The sequence below is a fragment of the Paenibacillus sp. J22P90 genome, assembly GCF_059692195.1.
The window spans coordinates 99380-114909 of record NZ_JCAUAY010000009.1; the positions used below are offsets into that span (position 1 = coordinate 99380).

Here is a 15530-nt window from a genome sequence, read left to right on the forward strand (position 1 = left end):
CTCCTCTAAACGTCTCTCACATGTGTTTGATCAAAATTCGGCGGATTGAACCAATTAGCTCCGCTTGCTACCCATGTAGAATCCAGAGGCACCCACTTATTGGTTTCTCTGAGATACACTTCATTCCATGCATGAGGACCGTATCCACCCTGTCCATCATACCCTAGCCCTGTGACGACCTTCACGTCAAGTCCAATGGATCTGGCCATTTGTGCATATAACCTTGAATAATCTATACATACGCCTTCTTTGGTATTGAACGTGTCCTCCGGCGTTTGTTCCTTCCAAATCCGCTGCTCTTCATATAATTTCACTTTGTCCCAATCGTACTGGACTCTGGTTCCTACCCAGCTGTACAGCAGCTTGGCCTTCTCTTCATCCGTCTTCGCATTTGCCGTAATTTCTTTGGCGGCATCTGCAATGTTGCCTGAAATTTTCGCATCTAAAACTTCATATTTCCGCTGTAAAATATTCGTGAATTCCTGCTCAACCGCACGTGTGAAAACAGGCGCTTTTTCCGCTATAAAATCACCAGTGAAGGGTGATATGACTTCATGAGCTCCTTTTTGATACATTTGCGAGGATTCAATATAAGGGGTGACCATCGAATGAGGAAACAGGGAGACATAGATGAACAAAATCGCGATCAGGATCAGCGCTCGGACAAATCCAGCTACGGAACCAATGGCTCCGCCTGAAATAGAGCTCAATATGGAATGCTTTCTATCGGGAACATTATATCGTTCTGCCAGCCAACGCCCCAACAAGACGTCAACCAAGCGATTCAATAGTTGTTTGATGATGACATAACCAAGGATAAATAAAACACCAAAACGAAGTAGCGGGAAATCTCGCAAGCTAGTGATAGCGGTATAGTACGCTTGTTTCAGCACGCTAATTTCAACCGTTGGAATTTGCAGGTTCTGGTCCTTCAACCACGTTTGCATCCACGGTGAGATCAGCTGCACACCTTTCCACGCAATAAACATGGATACGATCGCCAGTATAGCTTCAACCAACATCGCAACGAAATGCCTGGCAGAACCGGATCCGCCACGGAAGAAACCCTGCAGCACCGAAGCTGCAATCGTGAGCACGATCAGGATGGATATGAGATTGATTGAAGTGGATGAAAGCCACGAGCTATCCGTCATGTGTGCTCACCTTCCTTTTAATAGGCTAATCCAGCTAAGGGCTAGGCATTTTTCTTTGCTTGCTCGATGAACGCAGTCACAGCAGCATTGGCATTCATTTTAAATGTTTTTCTGAGAAAGGTAACTTGAACCTCGTCTGATCCTGGTTTACCCGTCACCTGTAAACTTTTCGTCGTAATTAAAAAGGAACCGTCGGCATTTGCCTTAAATTTCGCTTCTTTGGCCTCCGAAGTTAAAGCACTGACTGCTTTATCCTTCACCTCATCGCCGACTTGGGTAACAACACTTGCCCCAATATCCTTTATTTTATCCTTATAGTTAGCGCCATAAACAATAAGTGCCCCAACAATGGCAAGGACAACTATCCATTTCACTACGGTTTTGACAATCCCAATCACAATGAAAAGAACGATAATAGCCCCTACAAGTAAATACCAACGATCCTGTGCAAATGTAATCCATTGATCCATTTTTAACCCCTCCTCATTATCCAAAAGTCCCTTCCTATCATACTACATGGACTCCTTAATCTTCATCTCTTTTTTTCCTTAACTGTGCTAGCTTCTGCTCGATTTCTTTCGTTTTATCAATGTTTTTCCTTGTTTTTTGAAAGGATTGTCTCAGGCGAAAAACAAGAAAAATACCAACACCCGCCAATAGTATAAAAACAATAGGGTCCATGATTCCTCCTGTCCAACGAAATTGTGTCATTTGCCCCTGAAGGTCATATCCGTGGGACGAGCGGCGTAAAACTTAAGAATAGAGAAAATAAACGATTGAGGTGGTAAAACCGTGCGAACAGCCATATGGTTGTACTTATTTATGTTTGTTGCTTTCTTTGATTTACACGCGCAATACCCGATTCTATCCCCGTTCGCCTTATCACTGGGAGCAGCTCCCTCTTTCATAGGGCTCATCATGGGCGTTTACTCGCTTACGCATCTACCAGGCAATCTCATCGCAGGCTATGGCGTGGACAAATACGGCAGTAAGATGTTCATCGTCTTTAGTTTAATTGTAGCAGGGATTATCTTATTATTTCAATCGAACGTCAAAGATCCTTGGCATCTACTGTACATAAGATCGATTAGCGGGTTCGTGCTTGCCTTCTTATCGCCTGCATGTTTATCCTTACTAGCTCGTATTGCGCGCGATCGCATTCAACAGAGCAAACTGATGGCAGGCAATGGATTCGTTCACACGCTTGCTTCTGTGGTCTCCCCTGCGGCCGGGGCTATGTTAGTGGCCAAAATCGGATTTACGACTGCCTTTTCCGTATTAGGCTGGGTACTTATTATTACAGGTATCCTTGCGATCTTTGGCGTTAAGGAAAAGCAGCTTTTGGCTCATCAAGGAAAGTCCAGCGCAATTCTAGACCCACACGGCCATCATCACGCACAAAATAGCCATGAAGTTCCGGGCAATGTATCTGTCCCCTGGTTGTTTTTCTTAATCCCTATGGCACTCTCTTGCTCACAGGGGATTTTGTTCTTTGAGCTTCCATTAATGAAATCAGCACGAGAGTCGATCGTCACGTCTGGTGTGTTTTTCACACTGGTTAGCTTAGGTGCACTGCTCAGTATCTCTTTCTGGTTTTTAAATAAAATATCGCCATTTCTTCGGACCATCGTCGGCAGTATCGGACTTGCGGTCGTTTTCTTCGGCTTAGCGATTCAATGGCCGATTCCACTTATGGTTTCCCTCTTCATGATCGGTATGGCCAAAGGTGTCATTTATCCAGCACTCGCAGCGTTACTCGCCAGTATTACCAGCAGCTCTCGCTATGGGCGCGTGTTTTCCTTATTATCGATTTCATACTCGGTCGGTGCCTTCATTGGCCCCATGATGGCTGGTCAGCTTCGCGATCATATTTCGTCCTACTTCATCGCATTCTTCATTCTCATGCTAGCCCTCTCATTGCTGCCGCTTCGTTCGTTCAAATCACCAATCTTAACTCCATAATTGAGCTACTGAGAAGGCTTGATGTCCATCATCAGGCCTTTTTTCCTGTCACACGCTGTAAATCCTTGTCATTTCCCAGGAAATAGTAGAGCTTCGAGAGACTTGGATCACATCTCCAAAAGGGGTATACTACTTTAAAAAAGGAGTGAATGTGATCATGTCCATTGCCATTATTGTTGAGGGAAAAAATGATAAAAGCCGCCTAAAACGATTGGTTGATGATACCGTCAGCATCCATTGTACATTCGGCACTCCCAGTTCCATTACCCTAGATGCATTGCGAAAAAAAGTAGGGCACCTGCCTGTTTATATTTTCACCGACAATGATGCGTCAGGCAAAAAAATCCGCGCTTTACTGCGTGATACGTTCCCAGATGCTGAACAGATGTATACGCGTAAAGGCTATGCCGGCGTAGAAGGTACGCCTGAAGAATACTTAATTCAGCAATTAGAAAAAGCAAGACTGGACGCGTATATTATCTACCCTGCGCCCAACCCTGCTTATGAATAACAGCTTATTTTCCTTTAGAAAGCGTCACAACATCTTTCACGATATGATCAGCATCCAGCTCTGGATTGCTTCCATCATAATAATTTCGCAGCTGACCTTTTGGATCTACTAGCAAAATCGCATTGGAATGCGAGAAATTGCCGTCCTTCTCTTTGATGACCATAATCCCGAAGTCTTCAGCAAGCTTGTGAACCTTCGCTTCCTCACCACGCAGGAACGTCCATCCGCCTGGAACCGGCTTCGATTCGAAGCGATTTCCGAATGCTTTTAATACCTCAGGTGTATCTCTCGTCGGATCCACGGTAATTGATAAAATCTCAGCTTTATTACCTAATAAATTCTTTTCCTTCAACTGATCTTGTACCCTTGAAAGTATCGCGCTTGTCGGCAGACACACATCCGGGCAGTAGGAGAAGAAGAAATAGACAAGGCGTACTTTGCCATCTAAGCTCTCAGAAGTAACCGTTTTACCGTCTAAATCCTGAAGAGAAAAGCTTGGCGCAGCTTTCATAGCTGTTAATCTTTCATCCGGCTTACTGCCGTTAGCCCACAATTTATAAGCAAAAGAAGCAATCATCGCGATTAGAATCGCACCTAACGCTAACTTAAACCAGTTTTTCTCGAAAAACGTCCCCATCGTTTTTGTCCCCCAGACTAGCTAATTTGTGCTGTTGTATCAATGACCATCAAGATTGATAACAACGTTAAATAGAGCAGGGAGAACAAGAACATACGCTTTGCCCATACAATTTCCTCTTCCCCAGTTGCCTTAAACCCTTTAACACTCATGAATACCCATGTTAGCCCTAGAATGGTAGATACGATCAAGAAGATCGTTCCAACATACCCATAAGCCGTAAGCATAACAGTAACAGGTACTAATAGAACAACGTAGCGTACCATGCTGATTTTCGTAACGAACGTCCCTTTCACGACTGGCAAAAGCGGAAAGCCCGCTGCACGATACTCTTCCATGCGACGAATGCCAAGCGCCCAGAAATGCGGCGGCTGCCATAGGAATAGGAAAAGGAAGATCAAAATCGCGCCAAGATCAACCGTACCGCTGACGGCACAATAGCCAATCACAGGCGGCGTCGCACCTGAAAATGCACCGACGAACGTGCTCCAGACAGAAGTTCTTTTGAACCAAGCTGTATACAGCCATACATACAAGAACAATCCAAGCAAACCGATCAATGTTGCCAACGGTGATTGAGCTCCAAAATACAGAACAGCCAATCCGATCGTGCCTAAAACGATACCGTACCAGAGCACGAAATTCGCGCTTAATCTTCCGCTTGGCAGAGCTCGATTTTGCGTCCGCTCCATCTTCGCATCCATCTCACGGTCCAAATAATTATTCAGTACCGTACCTCCGGCCATCACCAATGCCGTACCCAGCATCGTCATAATGAGATGGATCCAGTCTACTTCCCACTGAGCCGCTACCCAATAACCAGCAAAAGCCGTCATGAGATTTGAATAAATAATACCTGGTTTCACCAGGCGATAAAATTCTTTCAGGGTCACTGGTTCTGCCGCACCTTTGGTACCGCTAGCTTCTATAGAATCAGTTCCAATGGACTCTTGGGACGAGCCTTTCGAAACGGTTTCGTAGGTGACTTGATTTTCCATGTGTATTGACCTCCTCTATGTCGAATTTCCGATTCTACATCTAAATGAACAATCCCATCATACCAACCCCTACATCATTTGACAATGAAGCGGGGGCAGTTGTCATCATATTGTCGATTCTCCCTTCCAGTATGCGTGGAAAATGGACTTACCATTCGATTCCAGTTGGGGAATGCGTGAAAAAGTTGTGTGGCGCAGTGCTCGGGACACCTTAACGCTCATATCGACGCTCTCATTAAGGTGCTTCACGCCACTATCCCCTTCGCTCAGGGGAGCAAAAGTCGAGTCATTTCCTGAGCCAACGGGATAGTGTCCAGAAGTTTTGCGCGGGCGACGGGGCAGTTAAAGACCGAAAATTTCGTAATCGAGCTTATTGTCGAAGGCTGAGATGGATATGCGCTACGAAACCGGCATTAATAAAAAAAGGAGGCAGCATGATTGCTGCCCCCTTCCTACTTATTCACCAGCAACGGCGTTAACTCAAATAAGCTGCGGCGTATTTGATGCCATGCCTTTGTCAAAACATCCTGCAGCTCCCAAGCATGCCGCCCCATGACGTTCACAACGAGTCCGTGTTTATACGTTAGACTCGCTCCCATTCGAACGTTGCCAGCTTCCAATTGGCTTAGCTGCTCCACAATTTCCTCCAGATGACGCTGCTTAAGGCAATCCGAGAAGATGAACAAATTCCCAAGATGCGTCTCTTCCTCCCAGCAGCCGGGAGCCGAAAGGAGCATCTTTCCTGGTTCAATTCGCTGATTTTGATAAAAAATCAACTCCCCCTCATACCAAACCTTCAGCCGGTTCACATACTGCGAATACTGGAATACTTCCCCCCGCTGTGTGCGGCCTGGGCAAATAACGTCAGAGAATATCAACGTTGATCCCTTTGCTAAATGCGCCTCCGTTTCCGCGTGCAAGCTGGCGTCCTTAAACAGCATTAACGGCTCCGGTATATACTCCAGCAGCGCGTCAGCTTCAAGCCGAAGGATCTGGTGCTGGGTGCTGCCTTGATCCCCTAAAGAAGGGTGAACCTTCGTGAACGACTGGTTCGTTAGAAAAACACGTGCGCCCTCTTCAAGGCGCACGTTTATCTCATAATGATCGCCGGACATGAGTCCAGGCGAGCAATCCATCATATAGACCCCTAGTTGATCCATGGGGGAGGCGTCCTCCAGAAACGGTTCGTTCGTGTAACGGAACGTTTTGGCGATTTTGAGCGGGGAGACATGATATTTGTGTACGAGTCGTGTAAAACCGCTGCGTACAGCAAATTGTGCGGATATCTCCCCAGTCAGTTTAGGCATGGCTAAACTCCGTCTCCACCCAAGACACGATGTCATCCAGTCCAGTACCGCCCATCAGATTCGAGAAAATATACGGACGTTCGCCGCGCATCTTTTTCGTATCGGAATCCATCACTTCCAAGGAGGCGCCAACATAAGGAGCGAGATCAATTTTGTTAATGATCAGCATATCTGAACGCATGATGCCTGGCCCGCCTTTGCGCGGGATTTTCTCGCCTTGGGCTACGTCGATGATATAGATGAAGCGATCCACAAGCTCCGGACTAAATGCAGCTGCCAAATTATCACCGCCACTCTCAATGAAAATGATATCGAGATTCTCAAAACGCTTCTCCAGCTCCTCGATCGCTTCAAAGTTCATCGATGCATCCTCACGGATCGCGGTATGCGGGCATCCGCCTGTCTCAACTCCAATAATTCGCTCCTCTGGCAGCGCTTCAGAGCTAATTAGAATACGTGCATCTTCCTTCGTATAAATGTCGTTCGTAATAACCGCAATGCTATAGCGGCTGTTCAGCTTTCGTGCTAATCGTTCTACTAGCGCTGTTTTGCCTGAACCTACAGGACCTCCGATGCCAATTCGCATAGGGCGATTGCGGTCTGCTGCTGGTTTCTCCCATTCGTGATGATGATGATGACCGTTACCTTGACACATCGCCATTCCTCCTCAGATATATGAATAAATTTCCTATTAGGACATGAATAAACGGGAATATAAAGTTTCATGCTGCATCATCGCAAGATCAGCCGACGGTGAATTCGTGTAGGCCTCCATCGGATCCATATGTGCAACCCGCTGCCATTCACTTCCAGTTAAAGGAACTAGCTTCGCCAACAGCATCTGACCTTGCGTTTGTCCGATGGACATCAGCCTAAGCGCACTATTGATGCACGTCATGATGCAGGTGTAAAGATAGCCTTCAGCAGCCTGATGGAGAGGAACGCCGAGATGGCAGCTCACCCAACCGTGAACAACGGGATGGTTTGAGCTGCATCGCCCAGTACTAATAGCATCATCGAGTGGCCGCCAGTTCAGTTCCGGATACAGCGAACGTGATAACTGGAGCAGTCTGCGTCCCATTTTCTGAACACCGAGCCGTGTCTCACTTCCTACCCGCTGCACATGAAGCATATGGTCGATGTCCCAAAGCTGCCCCAGCTCACCGCGAGGAATGTGCATATAAGCCGCCTTGATGACCATCGCATCTGAGGATGCCCAGCTATGCGCTAACATAGATCGAATATAGGCTTCCAGCTCAGAAATCGTCGTCAATCTCCCTTGCTGAACGAGCGTTTCCAACCCGAAAGAGTGGGAAAACCCGCCAATCGGAAGCGCCGAATCCAACAGCTGCTGATAAGCTAACCAATGAAAGGATGAATGTTCAGTTGCCGTCATGTCGTCACCTCAAAATAAAAAATACAACTGAGCCATGGGCAGCTCCGTCGCCGGCTCACAGGTTACTGCCGCACCATCCACCTTTACCTCGTACGTTTCCGGATTTACTTCTATAGAAGGAGTTTCATGGTTATGGATCATGTCCTTCTTGGAAATACTGCGGCAGCCTTTCACGGGCTCAACCCGCTTCTCCAATCCAAATCGTTCCTTGATCCCACCGTCATAAGCCGCTTGTGAAACGAATGTTATCGAGCTTTGCGTCAACGCTTTGCCAAATGCAGCGAACATCGGTCTGCCGAAGACAGGCTGCGGGGTTGGAATGGATGCATTCGGATCACCCATCTGCGCATACGCGATGCTGCCGCCTTTAAGCACCAGATCCGGCTTCACACCGAAAAACATCGGACTCCAAATGACCAAATCAGCAAATTTACCGGGTTCAATCGACCCAACAAGATGCGAGATGCCATGTGTAATCGCTGGATTGATTGTATATTTCGCCATATAACGCTTAATGCGGAAATTATCATGATCTTCGGTATCGGGAGCTAGCGGACCTCGTTGCTTTTTCATTTTATCCGCCGTTTGCCACGTTCGAATAATGACTTCCCCCACTCTCCCCATCGCTTGGGAATCGGAGCTCAGCATACTGAATACGCCAAGATCATGAAGAATATCTTCTGCCGCAATCGTTTCGGGTCGAATCCGCGAATCTGCGAATGCGACGTCCTCCGGAATTCGACTGTCTAAGTGATGACACACCATCAGCATATCCAAATGCTCTTCAATCGTATTAATCGTGTAAGGTCTAGTCGGATTTGTTGAGGATGGCAGCACATTCAGCTCAGCCGCAGCTCGGATAATATCCGGGGCATGCCCGCCTCCAGCGCCTTCAGTATGATACGTATGAATCGTGCGGCCCTTTATCGCAGCCAAGGTGTCTTCAAGAAAACCCGCTTCATTTAATGTATCTGTATGAATCGCCACTTGCACATCATAGCGATCTGCCGCTTCCAAGCACATGTCGATGGCAGCCGGCGTTGTTCCCCAATCTTCATGAAGCTTCAAGCCGATGGCGCCAGCTTCAATTTGCTCGGTCAGAGGCTCCAAGAAGGAAGAGTTGCCTTTGCCTGTAAAGCCCAGATTCATCGGAAACGCTTCGGCGGCCTCCAGCATTCGCTGCATGTGCCAAGCGCCCGGTGTACAGGTGGTGGCATTCGTTCCCGTAGCCGGCCCCGTGCCACCGCCGATCATGGTCGTCACACCAGAGGAAAGCGCAGTCTCAATTTGCTGCGGACAAATAAAATGGATATGCGCATCGATACCGCCAGCCGTTACGATTTTACCTTCACCCGCGATGACTTCCGTGCTTGCACCTACGATCAAATTCGGATGTACACCGTCCATAATGTCCGGATTGCCTGCTTTTCCAATGCCAACAATATGACCATCCCGAATACCGATATCGCCTTTGACAATGCCCCAATGATCGATAATGACTGCGTTCGTTATTAATGTATCGAGAACACCCTGCGCACGGGTCGCGCCGCTAGACTGCCCCATGCCGTCACGAATTACCTTCCCGCCACCGAATTTACATTCATCTCCATAAACCGTGTAATCATGTTCGATTTGCGCCCAAAGCTCTGTATCAGCCAAGCGAATGGCATCGCCTGTGGTAGGCCCAAACATCAGAGCATAGTTCTTACGATCAATTCGACTCACCGAACATCCCCTCCCATGCCTGCCATCTTTCTCTCGTTTCGTCCGACATTTTGTCTTTCTCTGCCACACCTTGGCTCAAATTATTCAGACCATACGACAGCTTAGCCCCGCCTAATTCGACAAGCTGCACAGGCTTCTGTTCGCCAGGCTCGAAACGGACTGCCGTTCCTGCTGGAATGTCCAGGCGCATGCCAAAAGCCGACTCCCTCGGAAAATCCAACCCTCTGTTTACTTCAAAAAAGTGAAAATGCGACCCCACTTGAACCGGTCGATCTCCTGTATTCGTAACGATGATTTCTATCGTCTGTCTGCCTACATTCATTTCAATAAAGCCTTTGGCTGTTCGATATTCACCAGGAACCATGCGCTCCCCCCTTTCATGCGTCATTATGTAATGGGTTCATGTACGGTAACTAATTTGGTCCCATCTGGAAACGTGGCTTCCACCTGCACCTCATGAATCATTTGCGGAACACCTTCCATTACCTGATCTGCTTTTAAAATAGTCGTTCCGAACGCCATGAGCTGCGCCACCGTCAAGCCATCTCTAGCTCCTTCCATGATCTCGGAGGTCAATAGAGCCATGCTTTCTGGATAATTCAGCTTTAATCCTCTGGCTAATCTACGTCTCGCTAGGTCTGCAGCTACGGTGATGAGCAACTTCTCTTTTTCTCTTTCCGTTAAATGCACGTTTCTCACCTCTTCAAAAACCGAATAATGGAAATCCTTTACACTCATTATATTCGTGTTTTTAAACATTGTAAATCTTTAATGTTAGTTATAATCACATATAAACTGCAATTTTTATATAAGAACTTCGTTTCCATGTGATTTTCACAAGATTTCCAAACGTGTTTGTGCATGAAAACCAAATTTTTCGTCATAAGTGTCATGTTTGTTGACATTAACTTGTATCGCCATTTATCATAAGCCATGTAATCCAAATCTTGTAAGACAAGGGAGTGGGACGTGAATGAGAGAGAGAAAGAACAAAGGTAAGCTTACAGTTGCACTAAGTATGGCTTTAATGCTAGTTGCTGCCGGCTGTGCGAAGACAGAACCTACGACCTCTACGACGACTGCACCTGCGGCTTCAACATCGGGCGACACCGTACCAGTGGGAATTCTACACTCACTAACAGGTACAATGTCCATCAGCGAGGTATCCGTTCGAGATGCTGAACTGATGGCGATTGACGAAATTAATGCAGCTGGGGGACTATTGGGCAAAAAGATCAAGCCTGTCATCGAAGACGGGGCGTCGGATTGGCCAACTTTTGCAGAGAAGACAAAGAAGCTCCTGCAAAAAGACAGCGTAGTTACGATTTTTGGTTGCTGGACATCGGCTAGCCGTAAAGCAGTGCTTCCAGTAGTCGAGCAAAACAAAGGATTACTGTGGTACCCGGTTCAGTATGAAGGCGTTGAATCCTCACCTAATATTTTCTACATCGGTGCAACAACGAATCAACAAATCATCCCCGCTGTCACTTGGCTCCTTCAAAACAAAGGCAAGAAGTTTTTCCTCCTCGGCTCTGACTACGTCTTCCCAAGAACAGCCAACAAAATTATTAAAGAACAGCTGAAAGCAGATGGCGGAACGCTGGTTGCTGAAGAATACACACCGCTTGGACACACGGACTACAATACAATCATTAGTAAGATTAAAAAGGAAAAGCCAGACGTTGTATTCAACACATTGAACGGCGATAGCAACGTGGCCTTCTTCAAACAACTGAAGGATGCTGGTATCACTGCTAAAGATTTAACAACGATGTCAGTGAGTATCGCTGAGGAAGAAGTACGCGGTATCGGTGCTTCCGTGCTCGATGGTCACTACACAGCGTGGAACTACTACCAAACAACGGATACGCCTGAAAACAAAAAATTCGTTGAGGCTTACAAAGCCAAGTATGGCAAAGACCGCGTAACAGATGATCCGATAGAAGCAGGTTACACAGCTGTTTATCTATGGGCAGAAGCTGTCAAAAAAGCTGGTTCCTTTGATGTAGAGAAAGTAAAGGCTGCTGCTAAAGGTATCGAATGGAACTCACCAGAAGGGAAAGTCACCATTGATGGGGAGAATCAACATATCTTCAAAACAGCTCGTATCGGTCAAATCGCAGCCGATGGCCAAATTAAAGAAATTTGGAACTCTGGTAAAGCACTCAAGCCTGATCCATACCTTAAAACATACCCATGGGGCGCTGAAGTAACGAAGTAACGCTTCGAATTGGTACTTAGACCAGGACTGCCTAACCGCAGTCCTGGATTTCATCATTTTACTTCTGTTCCGGAAGGAGGGATCGTCATGAGTTTGCTGCTGCTTCAATTATTTAACGGACTCAGCTTAAGCTCCATTCTGCTTTTAATCGCGATCGGTCTCGCCATTACCTTTGGCCTCATGAACGTGATGAATATGGCGCATGGCGAATTTATTATGATCGGCGCTTATATGGCTTATCTCGTGCAGAAAGGGTTCCAAACCTATATGCCAGCTTCAGCCTTTGGTTGGTATTTCGTCGTTTCGCTTGGTGTTGCTTTTGTCGTCGCCTTTGCCATTGGCTGGCTGCTCGAAGTTGTGCTCATCCGCTTCATGTACGGCAGACCGTTAGACAGCTTATTGGCTACTTGGGGAGTTTCTCTCGCCTTACAACAAATTGCACGGTCTATCTTTGGCGCTCCCAATGTCGCTGTGAAAGCGCCGCAGTGGTTGGAAGGCGGCTGGCATGTAACGGCAGACTTGATTCTGCCCTATAAGCGACTCTTTATCATCGGGCTTGTCGCGCTATGTATCTTCATCATCTACCTATATCTGTACCATTCAGCTGGGGGCAGAAGGATGAGAGCCGTTATGCAAAATCGCGAGATGGCCTCTTGCTTAGGCATATCGACGCGCAGAGTCGATGCGCAATCCTTCGCGTTTGGCTCAGCCATGGCGGGGATCGCTGGCTGCGCCCTTTCCTTGCTCGGACCGATCGGCCCCACGATTGGCACCTATTATATTGTAGATGCCTTTATGGTCGTCGTGCTCGGCGGGATTGGTAAGCTGATTGGGACCGTCGCGGGCGCATTAGGCATCGGTGTGTTCAATACCGCCTTGGAATATAGTACTAGCGCTACGCTTGGTAAAGTACTTGTCTTCACCCTAATTATCGCCTTCCTACAATGGAAGCCAATGGGACTTGTGACGATGCGATCGAGATCATTAGATTGAAGAAAGGATGTGACCTCATCAATGCTCTTAGCCACACAATCTAAGCTCAAGCTATCTATCTATGGAATTGGGTTACTGCTCATCGCACTTGCCCCCCTATTCTTGTCTGACTTTCGTTTATCCTTACTCGGCAAATTCCTGGCTTATGCCATTATCGCGATCGGAATTGACTTAATCTGGGGATATACCGGCATTCTTAGTCTGGGCCATGGCGTTTATTTCGGACTTGGCGCTTATTGTATGGCGATGCATTTGAAGCTGGCTTCCACGCCAAATCAATTGCCGGATTTCATGAGCTGGAGCGGCGTCAAAAGCTTGCCATGGTTCTGGGTTCCGTTCCACAGCGCCGCTGCCGCCTTCCTGTTGGCTTTGATTGTACCGATGATTGTCGCCTTCATTCTCGGCTATTTCACCTTTCGCAATCGGATTAAAGGCGCATTCTTTTCGATTTTATCTCAAGCTCTAGTCATCATCACGGTGACACTGTTCGTCGGACAGCAAGGTTACACAGGCGGAACAAATGGTTTGACCAACTTCACAACCTTTCTCGGCCTGAACCTGCAACTGCAATCGACCAAGCTGCTGTTTTTCTATCTTACACTTGCCGTTGTTCTCGTTGTACTCATCCTTAGCACCCTGCTCGTAACCAGCCGGCTTGGCAACATCCTTACAGCCATTCGGGACGGCGAGAATCGGGTACGTTTCATTGGCTACAATCCCGTCACATATAAAGTCTTCATCTATTGTGTATCCGCAGGATTAGCTGGACTTGCCGGCGTGCTCTTCGTACTACAAGAAGGGATCATCTCACCGGCACAAATGGGTATCGTGCCATCGATTGAAATGGTGCTATGGGTCGCTATTGGCGGTCGCTCAACGATTGGCGGCGCCGTTCTTGGCGCATTAGTAACCAATGCAGCGAAAACAACTTTCAGTGAAGCCTATCCAGCCTGGTGGCCCATCATGCTAGGCGCCATGTTCATTATTGTCGTTTTATTACTGCCCAAGGGAATCGTCGGCACGCTGACCCACTACATCTCCAACTGGAAAAAAACTAATCTCCCTAAGCAGATTTCGACATCACAAGAAGCAATAGAAACATGATCACCGCTTATGTTAAACGGAAAGGGGAACATTTCAATGCTAGGACAATTAGCGAAACAACAAACGACAACTGACGAGACCATCCTGAGCGTCAAAGGACTTGAGGTGAACTTCGACGGTTTCAAAGCGCTGCGAAATCTCGACTTCTCGTTAAAATATGGCGAGCTCCGCTTCCTCATCGGCCCCAATGGCGCTGGTAAAACCACCCTGCTCGATGTGATCTGCGGCAAAGTCAAACCCTCTCAAGGCCATGTCTTGTTCAAGGATGCCATTGATCTCGCCAAGCACCAAGAGCACCAAATCGCCCAGCTCGGCATCGGGCGTAAATTCCAAGCGCCTGCGGTTTTCTCTACCTTAACGGTATTTGAAAACCTGGCGCTTTCGATGAAGCAGCAGCGCGGTCTTCTCAGCGCGCTGTGGGCCAAAACGACAAGTGAGCAAAGAGATCGACTCTACCACAGGCTTGCCATGATCGGCCTGCAAAGTAAAGCCAAAGAGCGCGCTGGCTCCCTGTCTCACGGGGAGAAGCAGTGGCTCGAGATTGGCATGCTGCTTATGCAGGAGCCTGATCTCCTATTGCTTGATGAGCCCGCCGCTGGCATGACCGACAGTGAAACAGAGAAAACCGGTGAATTGCTGCATGAAATTGCCGCGAATCAAACGATTATCGTCGTTGAGCACGACATGGCCTTCGTACGCCAGTTCGCCAGAACCGTAACCGTTCTTCACGAAGGCACGGTCCTGCGAGAAGGCACGATGCAGGACATTCAGAATGATGACAAAGTAGCAGAAGTATACCTCGGAAGGAGAGTAGAACGCGGTGCTTAAACTACAACAAATAGAAGCTGGCTATGGGGAAAGCATGGTCATTCGCAACGTTAACCTTGAAGTAAGACCAGGTCAGATCGTATGTCTTATGGGCCGCAACGGGGTTGGAAAATCGACACTGATGAAAAGTATTATGGGGCTCATTAAGCCTAAATCCGGCAGTATCCACTATATGGACGCAGACATCACTTCATCTACACCTGATCGTCGCGCCAAGTCAGGCATCGGCTACGTACCGCAAGGCAGGGAAATATTTCCCCAGCTCACGGTTGAGGAAAATCTATTGTTAGGCCTCGAGGCCGCGGCAGATCGCCGCAAGAAATTGCCAGACTCACTCTTCGAGACGTTCCCCGTCCTTCGCCAGATGCTTCATCGTAAAGGCGGGGACCTCAGCGGCGGTCAGCAGCAGCAGCTAGCCATCGCGCGGGCATTAGCTTCCGGACCCCAGCTCTTGCTGCTGGATGAACCCATGGAAGGGATACAACCTTCGATCGTGATGGAAATCGAGGCAATTATCGAAAAGATTAAACGCAATCGCGAAATTGCCGTGCTTTTGGTCGAGCAAAGCTTAGAATTTGCCACCAGCATTGCCGATTACTACTATGTCCTCGACCGCGGCACCATGGCTGCGGAAGGGAAAGCCGAGCATCTCAGCGAAGATCTCGTGCGAAAGCATTTAACTGTATGAGTGTGG

Annotated in this window: 18 protein-coding genes; 7 read left to right on the top strand and 11 right to left on the bottom strand. The window is 47.7% G+C overall.

What is annotated here, in order from left to right:
* Nucleotides 1-5 precede the first annotated feature (5 nt).
* From AC58UX_RS25860 to AC58UX_RS25870, 3 genes are read right to left on the bottom strand one after another with little or no spacing between them, the layout of a single operon-like run.
* Nucleotides 6-1154: a transglutaminase domain-containing protein gene (locus tag AC58UX_RS25860; RefSeq protein ID WP_497258095.1), complete on the bottom strand. Its 1149-nt coding sequence runs from the start codon at nt 1152-1154 to the stop codon at nt 6-8.
* A gap of 41 nt (nt 1155-1195) precedes the next feature.
* Nucleotides 1196-1624, bottom strand: coding sequence for a hypothetical protein (locus AC58UX_RS25865; RefSeq protein WP_497258097.1), 429 nt, complete (start codon nt 1622-1624; stop codon nt 1196-1198).
* A 55-nt stretch (nt 1625-1679) separates the two neighbouring features.
* Nucleotides 1680-1835, bottom strand: coding sequence for a hypothetical protein (locus AC58UX_RS25870; RefSeq protein WP_497258099.1), 156 nt, complete (start codon nt 1833-1835; stop codon nt 1680-1682).
* A gap of 111 nt (nt 1836-1946) precedes the next feature.
* On the opposite strand from AC58UX_RS25870, the gene AC58UX_RS25875 reads away from it, so the two are divergent.
* Nucleotides 1947-3116, top strand: a complete 1170-nt coding sequence (locus AC58UX_RS25875; RefSeq protein WP_497258101.1) for an MFS transporter — start codon at nt 1947-1949, stop codon at nt 3114-3116.
* Nucleotides 3117-3273: 157 nt separating this feature from the next.
* A complete protein-coding gene (locus AC58UX_RS25880) occupies nt 3274-3627 on the top strand; it encodes a toprim domain-containing protein (protein ID WP_497258103.1) in 354 nt (117 codons plus the stop codon).
* Between the two features lie 4 nt (nt 3628-3631).
* Here AC58UX_RS25880 and AC58UX_RS25885 read toward each other — a convergent pair whose 3' ends face one another.
* The 8 genes from AC58UX_RS25885 to AC58UX_RS25920 form a co-directional block, all read right to left on the bottom strand.
* Nucleotides 3632-4264 carry an SCO family protein gene (locus AC58UX_RS25885; RefSeq protein WP_497258105.1) on the bottom strand — a complete coding sequence of 211 codons (633 nt, stop codon included), beginning with the start codon at nt 4262-4264 and terminating at the stop codon, nt 3632-3634.
* Between the two features lie 17 nt (nt 4265-4281).
* Nucleotides 4282-5262, bottom strand: a complete 981-nt coding sequence (gene cyoE, locus AC58UX_RS25890; RefSeq protein WP_497258107.1) for a heme o synthase — start codon at nt 5260-5262, stop codon at nt 4282-4284.
* Between the two features lie 452 nt (nt 5263-5714).
* Nucleotides 5715-6569, bottom strand: coding sequence for an urease accessory protein UreD (locus AC58UX_RS25895; protein WP_497258109.1), 855 nt, complete (start codon nt 6567-6569; stop codon nt 5715-5717).
* The gene (gene ureG, locus AC58UX_RS25900) at nt 6562-7224 is read right to left on the bottom strand and encodes an urease accessory protein UreG (protein ID WP_497258111.1); all 663 of its coding nucleotides are present in this window, start codon (nt 7222-7224) and stop codon (nt 6562-6564) included. Before ureG ends, AC58UX_RS25895 begins: the two co-directional genes overlap by 8 nt.
* Nucleotides 7225-7260: 36 nt before the next feature.
* On the bottom strand, nt 7261-7965 hold the full coding sequence (locus tag AC58UX_RS25905; RefSeq protein WP_497258113.1) for an urease accessory protein UreF: 705 nt from the start codon (nt 7963-7965) through the stop codon (nt 7261-7263).
* Between the two features lie 9 nt (nt 7966-7974).
* Nucleotides 7975-9690, bottom strand: coding sequence for an urease subunit alpha (gene ureC, locus AC58UX_RS25910; protein WP_497258115.1), 1716 nt, complete (start codon nt 9688-9690; stop codon nt 7975-7977).
* Entirely contained in the window at nt 9677-10054 is a 378-nt protein-coding gene (gene ureB / locus AC58UX_RS25915; RefSeq protein ID WP_497258117.1) for an urease subunit beta, read from the bottom strand. Before ureB ends, ureC begins: the two co-directional genes overlap by 14 nt.
* A gap of 23 nt (nt 10055-10077) precedes the next feature.
* Nucleotides 10078-10380: an urease subunit gamma gene (locus AC58UX_RS25920; protein ID WP_497258119.1), complete on the bottom strand. Its 303-nt coding sequence runs from the start codon at nt 10378-10380 to the stop codon at nt 10078-10080.
* 283 nt (nt 10381-10663) lie between these two features.
* On the opposite strand from AC58UX_RS25920, the gene urtA reads away from it, so the two are divergent.
* The 5 genes from urtA to urtE all read left to right on the top strand — a co-directional run bounded on the left by urtA (nt 10664) and on the right by urtE (nt 15524).
* Nucleotides 10664-11911 (top strand): urea ABC transporter substrate-binding protein, encoded by a 1248-nt coding sequence (urtA, locus tag AC58UX_RS25925; protein WP_497258121.1) that lies wholly within the window; start codon nt 10664-10666, stop codon nt 11909-11911.
* Nucleotides 11912-11998: 87 nt separating this feature from the next.
* Complete coding sequence (gene urtB, locus AC58UX_RS25930) at nt 11999-12904, top strand: urea ABC transporter permease subunit UrtB (protein ID WP_497258123.1); 906 nt, start codon at nt 11999-12001, stop codon at nt 12902-12904.
* Nucleotides 12905-12925: 21 nt separating this feature from the next.
* The gene (gene urtC, locus AC58UX_RS25935) at nt 12926-14008 is read left to right on the top strand and encodes an urea ABC transporter permease subunit UrtC (protein WP_497258125.1); all 1083 of its coding nucleotides are present in this window, start codon (nt 12926-12928) and stop codon (nt 14006-14008) included.
* Nucleotides 14009-14044: 36 nt separating this feature from the next.
* Nucleotides 14045-14836, top strand: coding sequence for an urea ABC transporter ATP-binding protein UrtD (urtD, locus tag AC58UX_RS25940; RefSeq protein ID WP_497258326.1), 792 nt, complete (start codon nt 14045-14047; stop codon nt 14834-14836).
* A gap of 34 nt (nt 14837-14870) precedes the next feature.
* Entirely contained in the window at nt 14871-15524 is a 654-nt protein-coding gene (urtE, locus tag AC58UX_RS25945) for an urea ABC transporter ATP-binding subunit UrtE (protein ID WP_497258328.1), read from the top strand.
* The last annotated feature ends 6 nt before the right edge of the window (nt 15525-15530 follow it).